Origin of the sequence: Aliiroseovarius sp. (genome assembly GCF_965228805.1) — a bacterium.
Classification (GTDB): Bacteria; Pseudomonadota; Alphaproteobacteria; order Rhodobacterales; family Rhodobacteraceae; genus JASBTN01.
This window is the reverse complement of the sequence record NZ_CBDDIE010000003.1, coordinates 3,226,143-3,240,673: the sequence shown is the minus strand read 5'-3', so window position 1 is coordinate 3,240,673 and position 14,531 is coordinate 3,226,143. Positions and strand designations below refer to the sequence as shown.

The window sequence follows — 14,531 nt, the reverse complement described above, 5'->3', positions numbered from 1 at the left end:
GCCAGCGGCTTTGCAACCCTATGCGATCATTTTCGCAACGCCATCGCCTTTTCCGTTTGTTTCCCGCTCGACAGTGCCACGGGTTCGAGGATAAAACCCTCTGGGGAACAAGGGACAATATTATGACGTCTTTGCTCATTCTCAATGGGCCGAACCTGAACCTTCTTGGTCAGCGGCAGCCCGAAGTATATGGCCACACCACTCTGGCCGAGATCGAGGACACCTGTCGTCAGGTGGCCGAGGATTTGGGTGCGCGGGTTGATTGTGTGCAGTCGAACCACGAAGGCGTTCTGATCGACGCCATCCACGCCGCACGTGGATTGCACGACGGGATCATCCTGAATGCCGGAGCCTATACGCATACGTCTATTGCGTTGATGGATGCGATCTCCTCAGCCGAGATCCCGATGATCGAGCTTCACCTGTCCAACATCCATGCCCGGGAAGAGTTCCGCCGCAAGAGCTATATTGCGCGGGTGGCCGTCGGCCAGATTTGTGGCTTCGGTCCCGAAGGCTATCCACTGGCCATGCGCGCCATGATGGTGCATCTTGCAAAAATCTCGGAAAATCAACATGATGCTTGATTTTCTTAAAGAGATTTATGAGAGCGACAATCTTGAAGAAGTCTGGGATCTTCATTGTCGCGCCATGGCGGAATACGGCTTTCCCCGGCTGATCTACGGCTATACGCGCTACACCACGCCAAACTCACCTACCGGTCCGCGTGAGGACAGCTTGTTTCTGACCAATCACGATCCGGGCTATTTCAAACGGTTCATCGAGGACGGACTGTATGTCAAAGCTCCGATGGTCCGCTGGGCGCGCGAATTCACCGGTTCGTGCAGCTGGAATTTCGTGAAAAGCGTGATGGACGATCTGACACCGGAAGAGCGTGAAGTCCTTGCCGTGAACAAGGAATTCGGCGTGACGGCTGGCTATACCATTTGCTTTGCCGAAGGCACCAGCCGCGCCAAGGGCGTCATTGCCATGGCCGGTGCGCCCGGTGCCTCTCAGGACGAGGTCGATGCGATCTGGGAGAAACACGGGCGTGAGATCGAGGCGATGAACAACGTGGTTCATCTCAAGATCATCTCCCTGCCCCATGACAAGGTCATGCCGCGCCTGTCAGATCGGCAGCGCGAGGTGCTGGAATGGGTCGGAGATGGTAAGACCAACCAGGACATTGCGGTGATCCTGGGCGTGAAGACGGCCACGGTCGAAAAGCACCTGCGTCTGGCGAGGGAAAAGCTCGGGGTCGAGACCACCGCCCAGGCGGTTCTGAAAGCATCCTTTCTGAACCAGATCTATACGTTCTGATGCGGCTCTGAACACCGCCCTGAACCGAGTTGAACAGGCCCCCAAGCGGGGCCTTTTCTGCATCTGCAACTCGCCTCTTAGCCCTTCGGATAGGGGTTTTGGTGGATTTCCACCACTTTCCAGTTTGTTGCGAAAATCCGAGGTAAGGTAATCCTGACTTCCAAAATTCGCCCAAAAAGCGCATGTTTCAACCGTTCCGTGAGTGGTGGCTTAGCCTGGGAACATGGGGTGGACGCCTTGAGATTACAGGGAATGTTCACCCTGCCGGGCAACCGGGTGCAGGCATGGAAGGAGTGTTTAGACCGGACATGCCCGCAAAAATCTCTCTGGTGACATGCATTGTCCCGCATGTTGCCGGAAAAACGGCGCTTCGCATCCCCGCTGGCGCCGTTTTGCTATGTGAATGTCGTGACAAGTATCAGGGCGCCCCTCCCCGCGGGCGCCCTTTTCCTTGTCCCCTGCCCCGTCCGCAGGATCCTTTTCGAGAGGCTACACAGCAAAACGGCGCCCCGAGGGGCGCCGTTCCGTTGGCAGGTTGCCCTGCCCGAATTTGAAGATTTCGGCTTACGAGCCGGCGACGGCCGCAGCCACTTCGGCAGCGAAGTCTTCTTCTTTCTTCTCGATGCCTTCGCCGACTTCCATGCGGATGAAGCCGGTGATCTCGGCGCCGGCTTCCTTGGCGGCGGCCTCGACGGTCAGGTCCGGGTTGATGACGAAGTTCTGGCCCAGCAGGGTCACTTCCGACAGGAACTTCTTCATCCGACCCTTGATCATGTTCTCGATGATGTTCTCGGGCTTGCCGCTTTCACGGGCCTGCTCGGTCAGGATGGTGCGTTCCTTCTCGACCACGGCCGGGTCCAGGTCGGCTTCGCCCAGCGAGGCCGGGTTCACGGCGGCGACGTGCATCGCGACCTGTTTGCCGAACTCTTCCGAACCACCGTTCAGGGCGACCAGAACACCGATCTTGCCCATGCCGGCGGTGGCGGCGTTGTGCACGTAGGTGACAACGGTTTCACCTTCCAGCGACGCCATGCGGCGCAGGGTCATGTTCTCGCCGATGGTGGCGATCTTGTCGGTCAGCACGGCTTCGACGGACTTGCCGCCCAGGTCGGCGCCCTTCAGGGCTTCGACGTCGGCCACGCCCAGGGCAGCGGTGGCGATGCCGCCGACCATGTCCTGGAATTCACCGTTCTTGGCGACGAAGTCGGTTTCCGAGTTCACCTCGACGGCGACGCCTTTGCCACCGGTCACGGCGACGGCGACCAGGCCCTCGGCGGCCACACGGCCCGATTTCTTGGCGGCCTTGGCCAGGCCCTTGGTGCGCAGCCAGTCCACGGCGGCTTCCATGTCGCCGTCGTTCTCGACCAGGGCTTTCTTGGCGTCCATCATGCCAACGCCGGTGGATTCACGCAGTTCTTTGACGAGTGCAGCGGTGATAGCCATCTCGTGTCTCCTTGAAATTCGAGTGTCCGGGAGCGGTGTGCCCGCCCCCGGTATCAGTTATGTGACGAAAGCCGATCAGGCTTCGGCCGGGGCCTCGGCGGCCTCTTCGGCGACGGCTTCCTCAACCGGGGCCTCGTCCAGGGCACCCAGGTCGATGCCGGCGGCGCCCATCTGGGCGCTCATGCCGTCAAGGGCAGCGCGCGAGGCCAGGTCACAGTACAGCGCGATGGCGCGGGCGGCGTCATCGTTGCCGGGGATGATGTAATCCACGCCCTCGGGCGAGCAGTTGGTGTCGACCACGGCCACGACCGGGATGCCCAGTTTCTTGGCTTCCTTGATCGCCAGCTCTTCTTTCTTCACGTCGATGACGAAGAGCAGGTCCGGGGTGCCGCCCATCTCGGCGATACCGCCCAGCGAGGCCTGCAGTTTGGCGTGCTCGCGCTCCATGCCCAGACGCTCTTTCTTGGTCAGGCCTTCGGCGCCGGAGGCCAGCTGCTCTTCATAGGCTTTCAGACGGTTGATCGACTGCGACACGGTCTGCCAGTTGGTCAGGGTGCCGCCCAGCCAGCGGTGGTTCATGAAGTACTGGGCCGATTTCTCGGCGGCGTCGGCGATCGGGCCCGAGGCCTGACGCTTGGTGCCGACGAACAGCACGCGGCCGCCCTTGGCGACGGTTTCGCGGATCACGTTCAGAGCAGCGTCCAGCATGGGCACGGTCTGGGTCAGGTCCATGATGTGGATCCCGTTGCGCGAGCCATAGATGAACTCGCCCATACGCGGGTTCCAGCGTTGGGTTTGGTGACCAAAGTGAACGCCAGCTTCCAGCAGCTGACGCAGAGTGAATTCGGGAAGCGCCATATCCATTTCCTTTCCGGTTTGGGCCTCGGTGGGGTGCTAGGACGGATGTCCAACCGGCGGACCTGTACGGGATTTCTCCCCGTAAGGCCCAAACCCCACCTGCGAAGTAGGCGCGCAATACAAGGGATCGGCGGGGTTTGCAACCCCTTTGAGGGAAGACAGATCGAGCGTCAGCGAAGATACCACTTCGCACCGCGCAGCGGGGCGGCGCCCGACCCTCCCCACGGGAGGGCGCACTGCAACGATGCAGCACGAACGGAGGTATCGGATTTGGCTGACCCCATGCAAGTCAGATCAGTTGCACAAGCGCCCACCCAGGGTCGGGCGCCGCCCCGCTGCTTCCACCCCCTTGCACCTGCCCCCTGCCCCTGCCACAAGACCGCATGGACAAGACACATGACATCCTGTGCATCGGTAGCGTCCTTTGGGACGTGATCGGACGCACGCCGCATTCCATGCGCGTGGGCTCGGACGAGCCGGGCCGCATTACCCGCCTGCCCGGCGGCGTGGCGATGAACATTGCCATGACCCTGCGCCGGTTTGACCTGACCCCGGCGCTCCTGACCGCCATTGGCGACGATCATGACGGGATCGACCTGTTGGCCCGCTGTGGGCGCCTGGGGCTCGTGACCGAGCACGTGCATGTCTCCTCGCAACCCACTGATGTCTATATGGCAATCGAAGGCCCCGAGGGGCTGATCGCCGCCGTCGCAGATGCCCATTCGCTGGAGGCCGCAGGCGACGCCATCCTGGAACCATTGGAGAACGGCACCCTGGGCAGCCCGCAAGCGCCTTATTCCGGTGTCATTGCGCTCGACGGCAACCTGACCGTGGATCTGCTGAGCGATATCGCGCAGCGCCCCAGCTTCGCCGCCGCCGACCTGCGCGTGGCGCCTGCCAGCCCCGGCAAGGCGCGCCGCCTGCGCCCGCTGATGGGCCACCCGGGTGCCACGCTCTACGTGAACCGCGAAGAGGCCGGGTATCTGACCGACACCACCCCCGCAAGTTCCGAAGACGCCGCCGCCGCCCTGCTGGCCGCAGGCGCCACCCGGGTGCTGGTCACCGACGGCGGTGGTCACGGCGCCGAAGGCCGCGAGGGCGATGTCATCGTTGCCCCCTGTCCCGCGGTTGAGGTGAAACGCATCACCGGCGCGGGCGACACCTTCATGGCCGCGCATATCGCGGCGGAAATCAGCGGCAAGTCCGCGCCAGAAGCCCTTGAATTCGCGCTGGAAACCGCCGCGCGCTATGTCTCCGGAGAAGACGCATGACCCCCCCGAATGTGCCAATGAAATTCGCCCCTGAAGTGATGGAGGCGAAGGCTGACAACCTGCCCATCGTGGCGCTGGAAAGCACCATCATCACCCATGGCATGCCCTTTCCGCAGAACGTCGAAACCGCCCGCCTGGTCGAAGCCACGGTGCGCGAGAACGGCGCGGTGCCTGCCACCATGGCGGTCATTGATGGCACACTGCACGTGGGCCTGACCGGCGCGGAACTGGACAGCCTGGGCCAGGCCACCGGCGTGGCCAAGCTCAGCCGCGCCGATTTCGCCGCCTGTATCGCCACGGGTGGCACCGGTGCCACCACCGTGGCCGCCACCATGATCGCCGCGCGGCTTGCGGGGATCGAGGTCTTTGCCACCGGCGGCATCGGCGGCGTACATCGCGGGGCCGAGAGCAGCTTCGACATCTCCGCCGACCTGTCGGAACTCGCCCAGACCGCCGTCACGGTCGTGGCCGCAGGCGCCAAGGCGATCCTGGACATCCCCAAGACGTTGGAAGTGCTGGAAACCTCCGGCGTGCCGGTGATTACCTTCCGCCAGGACGAGTTCCCGGCCTTCTGGTCGCAAAGCTCCGGCCTGCCCTCGCCCCTGCGCATGGACGAACCGCTTGAGATCGCCGCCGCCCACCGGATGCGCGCGGCCATGGGCCTGCCGGGCGGTCAGCTGGTGGCGAACCCAATCCCGGCCGAAGCCGAGATTTCGCGCGAGACCCTGGCCCCGGTCATCACCGCCGCCCTCGCCGCCGCCGAGGATCAGAACATCGCCGCCAAACAGGTCACGCCCTTCCTGCTGGATCACATTTTCCACGCCACCGACGGCGCCTCGCTGACCGCCAACATTGCCCTGGTCAGGAACAATGCGGCCCTGGCGGCACAAATTGCGGCACGGCTGATCGAAACGCCCTGATTTCACGCTATATTCATCCCAATCGCCCATTGCCGTGGGGGCATGGAGCCCCTACATTCGCGCGGACGATCATCAAAAAGAAGACCATGGACGAGCACGAACCGCACCACCGTCGCCGCTGGCGCCCTTTCTCTGGCCTCAGGAACAACTTCCTGGCCGGCCTCGTCGTCGTGGTTCCCATTGCGATCACCATGTGGATGATCTGGACCTTCGTAGGCTGGATCGACAGCTGGGTCCTTCCCTTCGTGCCCGGGGCCTATCACCCGGATGAGCTGATCAACCGCTTCTTCGGCGACAAGGAATGGTTCAAGTGGATCTTCGGCGAGGAAGAGGTCCATGTGAACGTGCGCGGCGTGGGCGTGGTTCTGTTCCTTCTGTTCACCGTGCTGGTGGGCTGGGTCACCAAAGGGCTCATCGGCCGCAGCTTCCTGCATTGGGCCGAGGGGCTGGTGGATCGCATGCCGGTCGTGCGGTCGCTCTACAACGGCATCAAGCAGATTGCCGAGACGGTCTTTGCCCAGACCGAAACCAAGTTCGACAAGGCCTGCCTGGTGGAATATCCGCGCAAGGGGATCTGGGCGATTGCCTTCGTCTCGACCAATGCCAAGGGCGAGATCGACCAGCGCATTCCGGTGGACGAGCCGGTGATCTCGGTCTTCCTGCCCACCACGCCGAACCCGACCTCCGGGTTCCTTCTGTTCGTGCCGCAGCATTCGGTCATCATGCTGGACATGTCCGTCGAGGATGCGGCGAAGCTGGTGATCTCGGCTGGCCTGGTCTATCCGAACCCGAAAGACCCCTCGCAACCCAATGGTATCATGGGGAAATAACGCGCGATGATCGGAGCTGGCCTGACCGGTTTCGCCACCGGGTTTTCCCTGATCCTGGCCATCGGCGCCCAGAATGCCTTTGTGCTGCGCCAGGGGCTTCTGCATCAGCACGTGTTCTGGCTTTGCCTGTTCTGCGCAACCTCCGATGCGCTTCTGATCGCCGCCGGGGTTGGAGGGTTTGCCGCGCTGGTCAACGCCCTGCCCGCCCTGCCGATGGTGATGAGCCTTGCCGGAGCCGCCTTCCTGATCGTCTACGGCCTGACCCGGTTTCGTGAGGCCTGGCTCGGCGAATACGCGATGCAGATCGAGGGGCAAGGCCGATCTTTGCAGAAGACCATCGCCATCGCCGCCGCCTTTACCTGGCTGAACCCGCATGTCTACCTGGACACGCTGGGACTGATCGGTGCGATCTCGACCGGCTTTGCGCAGGGCGCACTGAAATGGGCCTTTGGCATCGGCGCGGTCACAGCCTCCTTCACCTTCTTCTTCTCTCTTGGATACGGTGCACGGCTGCTTGCCCCGATCATGCAAAGCCCCCGCGCCTGGCGCGTTCTGGACGTGATCATCGGCCTTGTCATGTGGGCCATTGCGGCAAAATTGCTGCACCCCTACCTGCCCTGATCGGATTTTTTTCCCTAACAGTTCCTTTCCCTGTTAGCATTCCAGTTACGAGAAGGGGGAAGTGAGATGAAAAACATCATTGTTGGAACGGTTCTTGCGCTGACTGCGGCCTCTGCTGCACAGGCTGGGGCCTTGGTGGATCCAATCGTGGAGCCCGTCGTGATCGTTGAGGAGGCGACCACGTCCAGCTCCGCCGGGATTTTGATCCCGATCCTGTTGCTGATCCTGTTGGGCGTGGCCCTGACAAACGGCAGCAGCAGCAGCGGCAGCACGATGGATATGTGAACAGGCTAAGAGGAGGGACTAGCCATGAAGAAACTCGCACTTGCAACAGTGCTTGCAACCAGCGCAGCCACAGCCGCTCAGGCTGGCGCATTGGTTGACCCGATTGTGGAACCGGTGATTATCGTTGAAGAGGCGGCCACGACAAGCTCCGCCGGGATCCTGATCCCGATCCTGCTGATCCTGCTGTTGGGCGTGGCCCTGGTGGGTGGCGGCGAGAGCAGCCCGCCGCCGACTTGATTTAAAGAAGAGGACATAAGATGAAGAAACTGGTTATCGCAGCCACAGCTGCATCTGCCATCGCAAGCGCCGCACAAGCTGGTGCGCTGGTTGATCCGATTGTCGAGCCGGTCGTGATCGTCGAAGAGGCGACCACGTCTAGTTCTGCGGGGATCCTGATTCCGATCCTGCTGATCCTGTTGCTGGGCGTGGCCCTGGCAGGTGGCGGCGAGAGCAGCTCGTCCTCAGCGGGCTGATTGTAGCGTAGCAACATGACATGAAGAAACTTGTACTTGCGTACACTGGCGGGTGTCAGCGGCTCGGCCGCAATGGCGGGCGCGCTGGTTGATCCGATTGTCGAGCCGGTTGTGATCGTCGATGAGGCGGCCACGACAAGCTCTGCCGGGATCCTGATCCCGATCCTGTTGATCCTGCTGTTGGGCGTGGCCCTTTCAGGCGGCAGCGAGACGGTCATGGAGCGCTAAAGCGCACCGAATGAACGTGGAAACGCCCTGTCGAAAGACGGGGCGTTTTCCATTTCAACCATGACCACCGATTACAGAGCGGTCCAACCACCATCGACGCTGATCGTCGTCCCGGTGATCTGTGCGGCAGCGTCCGAGCATAGGAACACGCACGTGCCCCCCATCTGCTCGACCGTGGCGAATTCCTTGGACGGCTGACGCGCCAGCATGACCTTCTTCACCACTTCGTCGCGCTCCATGCCGTATTCCTTCATCGTGTCGGGGATCTGCGCCTCGACAAGCGGGGTCAGCACATAGCCCGGGCAGATCGCATTGGCAGTGATCGCCTCCTCGGCGGTCTCCAGCGCGGTGGTCTTGGTCAGCCCGACGACACCGTGTTTGGCCGCGATATAGGCGCTCTTGTAGGGGCTGGCGGTCAGCCCGTGGGCAGAGGCGATATTGACCACCCTGCCCCAGCCCGCCGCCCGCATCTTCGGCAGAGCGGCGGCGGTGGTGTGGAAGGCCGAGCTGAGGTTGATCGCAATGATCGCATCCCACTTGTCGCTCGGGAACTCGTCAATCGGCGCCACGTGCTGGATGCCCGCATTGTTGACCAGGATGTCACACGTGCCCGCCCGTTCGATCAGGGCGCGGCATTCCTCGCCCTTGGACATGTCCGCCTTGATGTACCGCGCGTTGACGCCATGGTCGGCGCCGATCTGCGCCGCCAGGGCGTGGTCTTCGTCGCGGTCGGTGAATGAGTTCAGCACAACATCCGCCCCGGCCTTGGCCAGCTCGATCGCGACCCCCAGACCGATGCCCGAATTCGACCCGGTGATAATGGCGGTTTTTCCCTTCAGCGACATGTCTTTTCCCCTGTGAATAGGCTGTGAAATCGGTTGAGCCCACCATAGCGGCCCGGTCGGGCTTGGCCAGTGCGATTGCGGGAAAATGGAACCTTGCACCTCAACCTTACCGCGATTATTGCTCTACCTGTGCGAGTTTTGAGCAAAGGACATGAATATGGACTATGAGTTCATCGAAGCCACGGCGACCCGGTTCCGCTTCGGCTATTACGACGAGAACGGGATTTTCCGCGGAACCACGATTTACGGCACTGATCTGACTTACGAAACGCTGGACCCGGAGGGGGCCGCTGTTTCCCCATACCCCACCGGCGGCACGGTTAAACGGATCGAGGAAAGCCACGATCCCACCCTGGGCACCGGTTATCCCACGTCGATCAAGGTGACCGCCCTGCCGGTCACGGATGTGGCCGCACTGAATGCCTTGGAGGTGGACTGGTTTGGTCAGTTTGCGATCTACCACCTTTCCGAGGCTCTGCCGGGCCTACGCCTGATCCTGGGCGGAGCGGATGATTACATGCAAGGATGGGGCGGCGGCGCGCTCGACGTGGTGGCGAAGGACGGAAATGACACGATCGTGGGCTCCGCCTTGGACGACCGCGTGGTCGGCGGCAAGGGCGAAGACATCCTGGTTGGAAATGACGGCGCCGATAACCTGCAAGGCGGGGCGGATCGCGACCAGCTCTATGGCGGAGCCGATGCGGATCGCCTCTCGGGCGGCACAGGTGACGATACGCTGGTCGGCGGCAGCGGCGATGACACGCTCAAGGGCGATGCGGGCGACGATATCCTCTGGGGCGACGACCAGGATGGCAGCTATCACGACGAGGTCAATCCGCAGGCCGGCAATGACCTTCTGAAAGGCGGAGCCGGCAATGACGTCCTGATCGGCGGCGGTGGCGACGACCGGCTGCGCGGGGACGAGGGCGATGACCTGCTGTACGGTGGTGACGGTGCGGACCGGCTGAACGGCGGCGATGGCAATGATCAGCTTTATGGCGGAGATGACAGCGGGCTTGATGACGCCGGAAATGTGCTTGATGGCGGCGCTGGCGACGACCTGCTGCTCGGCGGTTTGGGAAATGACAAGCTGATTGGCGGCGATGGCGCGGACCTTGTGGCTGGGTATCTCGGCAATGACCAGATGTACGGCGGGACCGGTGACGATATCCTCGTGACAGCCGGTGGCAGCGACCGGCTGGAGGGCGGCGCAGGCGCGGATACCTTCGTGTTCGCCCCCGAGGCGCCGGGCAAGGCCGTGGTCAGGGATTTCACCCTGGGTGAAGACATGCTCAGCATCGACTATGTCACCCCGACCACCGCCGAAGAGCAATATGACCTGTTCCTGGATCGCGCTGAACAGGTCGGCAACCATGTGGTGTGGACCTCTGAGGACGGGCTTTACACGATCCGGCTGGAGAACCTGCAACTGGACGCATTGGATGTCGAGCACTTCACGTCCTTCGGCACCATTCTGACCCATGGCGGCTAAGTGTTCCCCAGGCGGGGCCGGGAACGGCCCTGCCCTTTTCCCGACCCCAGAAACCCGGCGTGGGACAACCCGCGATTCTCGGGGAGGCAGCAGGGGCTTTTCCCCTGATGGGAAACCGCTCTGACAGCCATAAAAAAAACGCCCGCACAAGGCGGGCGTTAAGTCATTGAGGCAGGTTTCATACAGGCAAGAAACCTATCGAGCAGTGAATTCTTTATAATGCGTCCGCCCGCTCACGCCAAGCTAAAAGTTTGAAATCACACGGACGGCACTCTAGGCTCGGCCTCAAGAAAAACAGGGCAGACAGAGGATTGTTGCACAGATGAGATCAGAGTTTTTCGCGAAAATGCGCGGAGTTTTCGGCGCTGCGGCGATTCTTGGAATGTTGCCGGGGGCGATTCTCTCCGAGCCCGCCCATGGCATATCCATGTATGGCGACCCTGTGCTGCCACCGGATTTTGTGTCCTTCCCCCACGCCAACGCGGATGCTCCCAAGGGCGGACGGCTTGTTCTGGCCGAGGGGGGTGGCTTCGACAGCTTGCATCCCTTCATCCACAAGGGCCGCGCGCCCTGGCACCTGTCGGGCCTGGTCTTCGACACGTTGATGGCGCGCAACTGGGACGAGCCCTTCGCGCTTTATGGCCTTCTGGCCGAATCGATTGATGTCGGGCCGAATCGCGATTGGGTGGAATTCACCCTGCGCCCCGAGGCGCGTTTCTCGGACGGCAGCCCCGTCACCGTCGAGGATGTGATGTGGAGCTACGAGACCCTCGGCACCCAGGGCCACCCGCGCTATCACACCGCCTGGAACAAGGTCGAGGTGATGGAGCAGACCGGCCCGCGCTCGGTCAAATTCACCTTCAACACCGAAGATCGCGAACTGGCGCTTCTGATGGGCATGCGTCCGGTGCTGCAGAAGGCCCAGTGGGAGGGGCATGACTTCACCGCCTCCGGCTTCGATCTGATCCCGGTCGGCTCCGGCCCCTATACCGTCGGCGCCTATGAGGCGGGCCGGTATATTGAGTTCACCCGCAACCCGGATTACTGGGCCGCCGATCTGCCCGCCCGCCGGGGCCAGTTCAACTTCGACACCATCCGCGTGGATTACTACGCCGATGCCACGGTGATCTTCGAAGCCTTCCGCGCCGGGGAAAGCTCGGTCTTTCGCGAGGGTAACCCGGCGCGGTGGTCGACGAACTACAACTTTGCCCGCGTGACCGCCGGCGACGTGGTCATGAACGAGGTGCCGCACCAGCGCCCGACCGGCATTCGCGGCTTGGTCATGAACACCCGCCGCCCTGTCTTCGAAGATATCCGCGTGCGCGACGCGGTGATGCATCTGTTCAACTTCAGCTTCATCAACCAGACCGTGACCGGCGGGGGGGAGCCGCGCATCCGCTCGTATTTCGACAACTCCAGTCTGGGCATGAAGGTAGGTGACCCGGCCGAGGGCGCCGTGCGCGCGCTGCTGGCCCCCTTCGCGGGCCAGATCCCTGCAGACGCGCTCGACGGTTATGCCTTGCCCCAGGGTGACGGATCGCAACGCAACCGCCGCGACCTGCGCCGCGCGCTGGCGCTGTTCGAAGAGGCCGGATGGTCCCTTGAGGAAGGCAAGCTGCGCGACAGTGCGGGCGAGCCCTTCGCCTTCGAGATCCTGATCGCCACCGGATCGAATGAGACGCGCCAGATCGTCGATCTCTTCGTCGAGGCGCTGGAGACCGCCGGGGTGGATGTGACCGTGACCGCGATCGACAACGCCCAGTACAAGGAACGCACCCAGGCGTTCGATTTCGACATGACCTGGTATCGCCGGTCCCTGAGCCTGAGCCCGGGCAACGAGCAGAAGCTCTATTGGGGCAGCGCCATGCGCGACACCGAAGGCTCGCGCAACTGGATGGGGGTTGCCAGCCCCGCCATCGACGCCATGGTCGACGCGATGCTGCGCGCCGAGGATCAGGAGGGCTTTATCGCTGCCACCCGCGCGCTCGACCGGCTGCTCACTGCCGGGCGCTATGTCATCCCGGTTTGGTACACCGATCATTCGCGTCTGGCCCATGTGAAGGAGATCCATTTTCCCGAGCGTCTGCCGGTCTATGGCGACTGGGTTGGCTTCCTACCGGACACCTGGTGGTACGCCCCGTAGAATTGTAACAGAAACATGAATGTTGCCCCGCCTCGCCGGACTGCGTAAACGGCGGGGCAAAGGGGGATCACCATGGGCATTTTCGAACGGTTTCTATCTGTCTGGGTCGGGCTTGCGATCCTTGCGGGAGTGGTCCTGGGCAACCTCGCGCCGGGCATCTTTGCCGCGGTCGCTGCGCTGGAGATTGCGCGGGTGAACCTGGTGGTCGCCGTGCTGATCTGGGTCATGATCTACCCGATGATGGTGCAGATCGACTTTGCCTCGATCAAGGACATCGGCCGTCGCCCACGCGGGCTGGTGCTGACCCTGGTGGTGAACTGGCTGATCAAGCCTTTCACCATGGCTGCCCTGGGCTGGCTGTTCTTCCGCGTGATCTTTGCCCCCTTCGTCGATCCTGAGACGGCCGGAGAGTACATCGCCGGCATGATCCTTCTGGGTGTGGCACCCTGCACCGCCATGGTCTTCGTCTGGAGCCAGTTGACCAAGGGCGACGCGAATTACACCCTGGTCCAGGTCAGCGTGAATGACGTGATCATGGTCTTCGCCTTCGCGCCGATCGCTGCCTTCCTGCTGGGTGTCAGCGACGTGGCCGTGCCCTGGCAGACGCTGCTGCTGTCGGTCGTGCTCTATGTCGTTCTGCCGCTGGTCGCAGGCATCCTGACCCGCCGCGCGCTGGGCGATGCGGCACATGTGGGCACCTTCCTGGCCCGGGTGAAACCCTGGTCCGTGGTTGGGCTGCTGGCCACCGTCGTGCTGCTCTTCGGCTTCCAGGCGCAAACGATCCTGGCCAAGCCGCTGGCCATCGTGATGATCGCGGTGCCGCTGTTGATACAGACCTATGGCATCTTTGCCATTGCCTATGGCGCCGCCAAGGCCATGCGCCTGCCACACAACGTGGCGGCCCCGGCCTGCATGATTGGCACATCGAATTTCTTCGAACTGGCGGTGGCGGTGGCGATCTCGCTGTTCGGGCTGAACTCGGGCGCCGCGCTGGCCACGGTGGTCGGTGTGCTGGTCGAAGTGCCGGTGATGCTGTCGCTGGTGGCCTTCGCCAACCGTACCCGGCATTGGTTCCCGGCGCAGGAACAGGCCGAAGACCCCGCGCCTGTCACCGAATAGGCCGAATTCAGGTCAGAGAGGTCACCCAGAGAATCGTCGCATCCTCTTCGCTGATCGACACCACGTTATGCCCCATCGAGGCATCGTAATAGGCGCTGTCGCCCCGGCGCATCTCGACCGGTTCGTAGAATTCCGTGATCAGCCGCACCGCGCCGGTCAGCACATAAAGGAATTCCTCGCCATCATGGCGCACCCAGCCGTCGAACTCTTCGAATGACCGCGCGCGCACGCGGGCGCGATAGGGCAGCATCGCTTTCTTGGTCAGCGCGCCGCCCAGCAGTTCGTGCTCATAGGTCGCGGTCGCATGAGCCGCCCCGTCGCCCGATTTGGTCACCGCCATCCGGCCGGACACCTGCGCGGCCTTCGGCGCGGTAAACAGCTGCGGCACCGAGATTTCCAACCCCACAGCCAGCTTCTTCAGCGCCTCATATGTGGGCGACATCTGGCCGTTTTCGATCTTCGACAGGGTCGAACGCGCCAACCCTGCCTGCGAGGCGGCCTGTTCCAACGTCCATCCCCGCGATTTGCGCAGCTCGCGTACACGTTCGCCGAGGTTCAGGGGCTGCGGATCGGGAGCCTCTTCACCGCTTTCGCGGGCCAGGCGGATCAGGCTGGGTTCATGCGGTTTTTCCATGGACCCGGGTATACTTGCGCTCACCCCCCTATTGCAACCACATGGGGACGGA

17 protein-coding genes are annotated in these 14,531 nt (G+C 62.6%); 13 read left to right on the top strand and 4 right to left on the bottom strand.

What is annotated here, in order from left to right; all coding sequences use genetic code 11:
- Window positions 1–122: 122 nt before the first annotated feature.
- Together aroQ and ACO07D_RS17025 are read left to right on the top strand one after the other, a co-directional pair.
- Window positions 123–584 (top strand): type II 3-dehydroquinate dehydratase, encoded by a 462-nt coding sequence (gene aroQ / locus ACO07D_RS17030; RefSeq protein ID WP_421704126.1) that lies wholly within the window; start codon window positions 123–125, stop codon window positions 582–584.
- Complete coding sequence (locus tag ACO07D_RS17025; protein ID WP_421704125.1) at window positions 574–1,317, top strand: LuxR family transcriptional regulator; 744 nt, start codon at window positions 574–576, stop codon at window positions 1,315–1,317. Before aroQ ends, ACO07D_RS17025 begins: the two co-directional genes overlap by 11 nt.
- 564 nt (window positions 1,318–1,881) lie before the next feature.
- Here ACO07D_RS17025 and tsf read toward each other — a convergent pair.
- Together tsf and rpsB are read right to left on the bottom strand one after the other, a co-directional pair.
- Complete coding sequence (gene tsf, locus ACO07D_RS17020) at window positions 1,882–2,760, bottom strand: translation elongation factor Ts (protein WP_421704124.1); 879 nt, start codon at window positions 2,758–2,760, stop codon at window positions 1,882–1,884.
- A 75-nt stretch (window positions 2,761–2,835) separates the two neighbouring features.
- Window positions 2,836–3,618, bottom strand: coding sequence for a 30S ribosomal protein S2 (rpsB, locus tag ACO07D_RS17015; protein WP_421704123.1), 783 nt, complete (start codon window positions 3,616–3,618; stop codon window positions 2,836–2,838).
- Window positions 3,619–4,001: 383 nt separating this feature from the next.
- Between rpsB and ACO07D_RS17010 the strand changes: the two genes are divergently transcribed.
- The 8 genes from ACO07D_RS17010 to ACO07D_RS16975 all read left to right on the top strand — a co-directional run bounded on the left by ACO07D_RS17010 (window position 4,002) and on the right by ACO07D_RS16975 (window position 8,246).
- Window positions 4,002–4,889, top strand: coding sequence for a PfkB family carbohydrate kinase (locus ACO07D_RS17010; protein ID WP_421704122.1), 888 nt, complete (start codon window positions 4,002–4,004; stop codon window positions 4,887–4,889).
- Window positions 4,890–4,906: 17 nt separating this feature from the next.
- Entirely contained in the window at window positions 4,907–5,809 is a 903-nt protein-coding gene (locus ACO07D_RS17005) for a pseudouridine-5'-phosphate glycosidase (protein WP_421704121.1), read from the top strand.
- An 86-nt stretch (window positions 5,810–5,895) separates the two neighbouring features.
- Window positions 5,896–6,639 carry a DUF502 domain-containing protein gene (locus ACO07D_RS17000; protein ID WP_421704120.1) on the top strand — a complete coding sequence of 248 codons (744 nt, stop codon included), beginning with the start codon at window positions 5,896–5,898 and terminating at the stop codon, window positions 6,637–6,639.
- Between the two features lie 6 nt (window positions 6,640–6,645).
- Window positions 6,646–7,260 (top strand): LysE/ArgO family amino acid transporter, encoded by a 615-nt coding sequence (locus ACO07D_RS16995; RefSeq protein WP_421704119.1) that lies wholly within the window; start codon window positions 6,646–6,648, stop codon window positions 7,258–7,260.
- A gap of 66 nt (window positions 7,261–7,326) precedes the next feature.
- Window positions 7,327–7,545 (top strand): hypothetical protein, encoded by a 219-nt coding sequence (locus ACO07D_RS16990; RefSeq protein WP_421704118.1) that lies wholly within the window; start codon window positions 7,327–7,329, stop codon window positions 7,543–7,545.
- A gap of 24 nt (window positions 7,546–7,569) precedes the next feature.
- Window positions 7,570–7,782 carry a hypothetical protein gene (locus ACO07D_RS16985; protein WP_421704117.1) on the top strand — a complete coding sequence of 71 codons (213 nt, stop codon included), beginning with the start codon at window positions 7,570–7,572 and terminating at the stop codon, window positions 7,780–7,782.
- A 20-nt stretch (window positions 7,783–7,802) separates the two neighbouring features.
- Window positions 7,803–8,018 carry a hypothetical protein gene (locus ACO07D_RS16980; protein WP_421704116.1) on the top strand — a complete coding sequence of 72 codons (216 nt, stop codon included), beginning with the start codon at window positions 7,803–7,805 and terminating at the stop codon, window positions 8,016–8,018.
- Window positions 8,019–8,054: 36 nt separating this feature from the next.
- Window positions 8,055–8,246 carry a hypothetical protein gene (locus tag ACO07D_RS16975; RefSeq protein WP_421704115.1) on the top strand — a complete coding sequence of 64 codons (192 nt, stop codon included), beginning with the start codon at window positions 8,055–8,057 and terminating at the stop codon, window positions 8,244–8,246.
- Between the two features lie 71 nt (window positions 8,247–8,317).
- Here the strand turns inward: ACO07D_RS16975 and ACO07D_RS16970 are convergent, their stop codons facing one another.
- The gene (locus ACO07D_RS16970) at window positions 8,318–9,091 is read right to left on the bottom strand and encodes a 3-hydroxybutyrate dehydrogenase (RefSeq protein WP_421704114.1); all 774 of its coding nucleotides are present in this window, start codon (window positions 9,089–9,091) and stop codon (window positions 8,318–8,320) included.
- A 157-nt stretch (window positions 9,092–9,248) separates the two neighbouring features.
- On the opposite strand from ACO07D_RS16970, the gene ACO07D_RS16965 reads away from it, so the two are divergent.
- From ACO07D_RS16965 to arsB, 3 genes are all read left to right on the top strand, one after another.
- Entirely contained in the window at window positions 9,249–10,583 is a 1,335-nt protein-coding gene (locus tag ACO07D_RS16965; RefSeq protein ID WP_421704113.1) for a calcium-binding protein, read from the top strand.
- Window positions 10,584–10,929: 346 nt separating this feature from the next.
- Window positions 10,930–12,726 (top strand): extracellular solute-binding protein, encoded by a 1,797-nt coding sequence (locus ACO07D_RS16960; protein WP_421704112.1) that lies wholly within the window; start codon window positions 10,930–10,932, stop codon window positions 12,724–12,726.
- Window positions 12,727–12,798: 72 nt separating this feature from the next.
- Window positions 12,799–13,845 carry an ACR3 family arsenite efflux transporter gene (gene arsB, locus ACO07D_RS16955; RefSeq protein WP_421704111.1) on the top strand — a complete coding sequence of 349 codons (1,047 nt, stop codon included), beginning with the start codon at window positions 12,799–12,801 and terminating at the stop codon, window positions 13,843–13,845.
- A gap of 7 nt (window positions 13,846–13,852) precedes the next feature.
- Here the strand turns inward: arsB and ACO07D_RS16950 are convergent, their stop codons facing one another.
- A complete protein-coding gene (locus ACO07D_RS16950) occupies window positions 13,853–14,479 on the bottom strand; it encodes a helix-turn-helix domain-containing protein (protein WP_421704110.1) in 627 nt (208 codons plus the stop codon).
- Window positions 14,480–14,531: the final 52 nt, after the last annotated feature.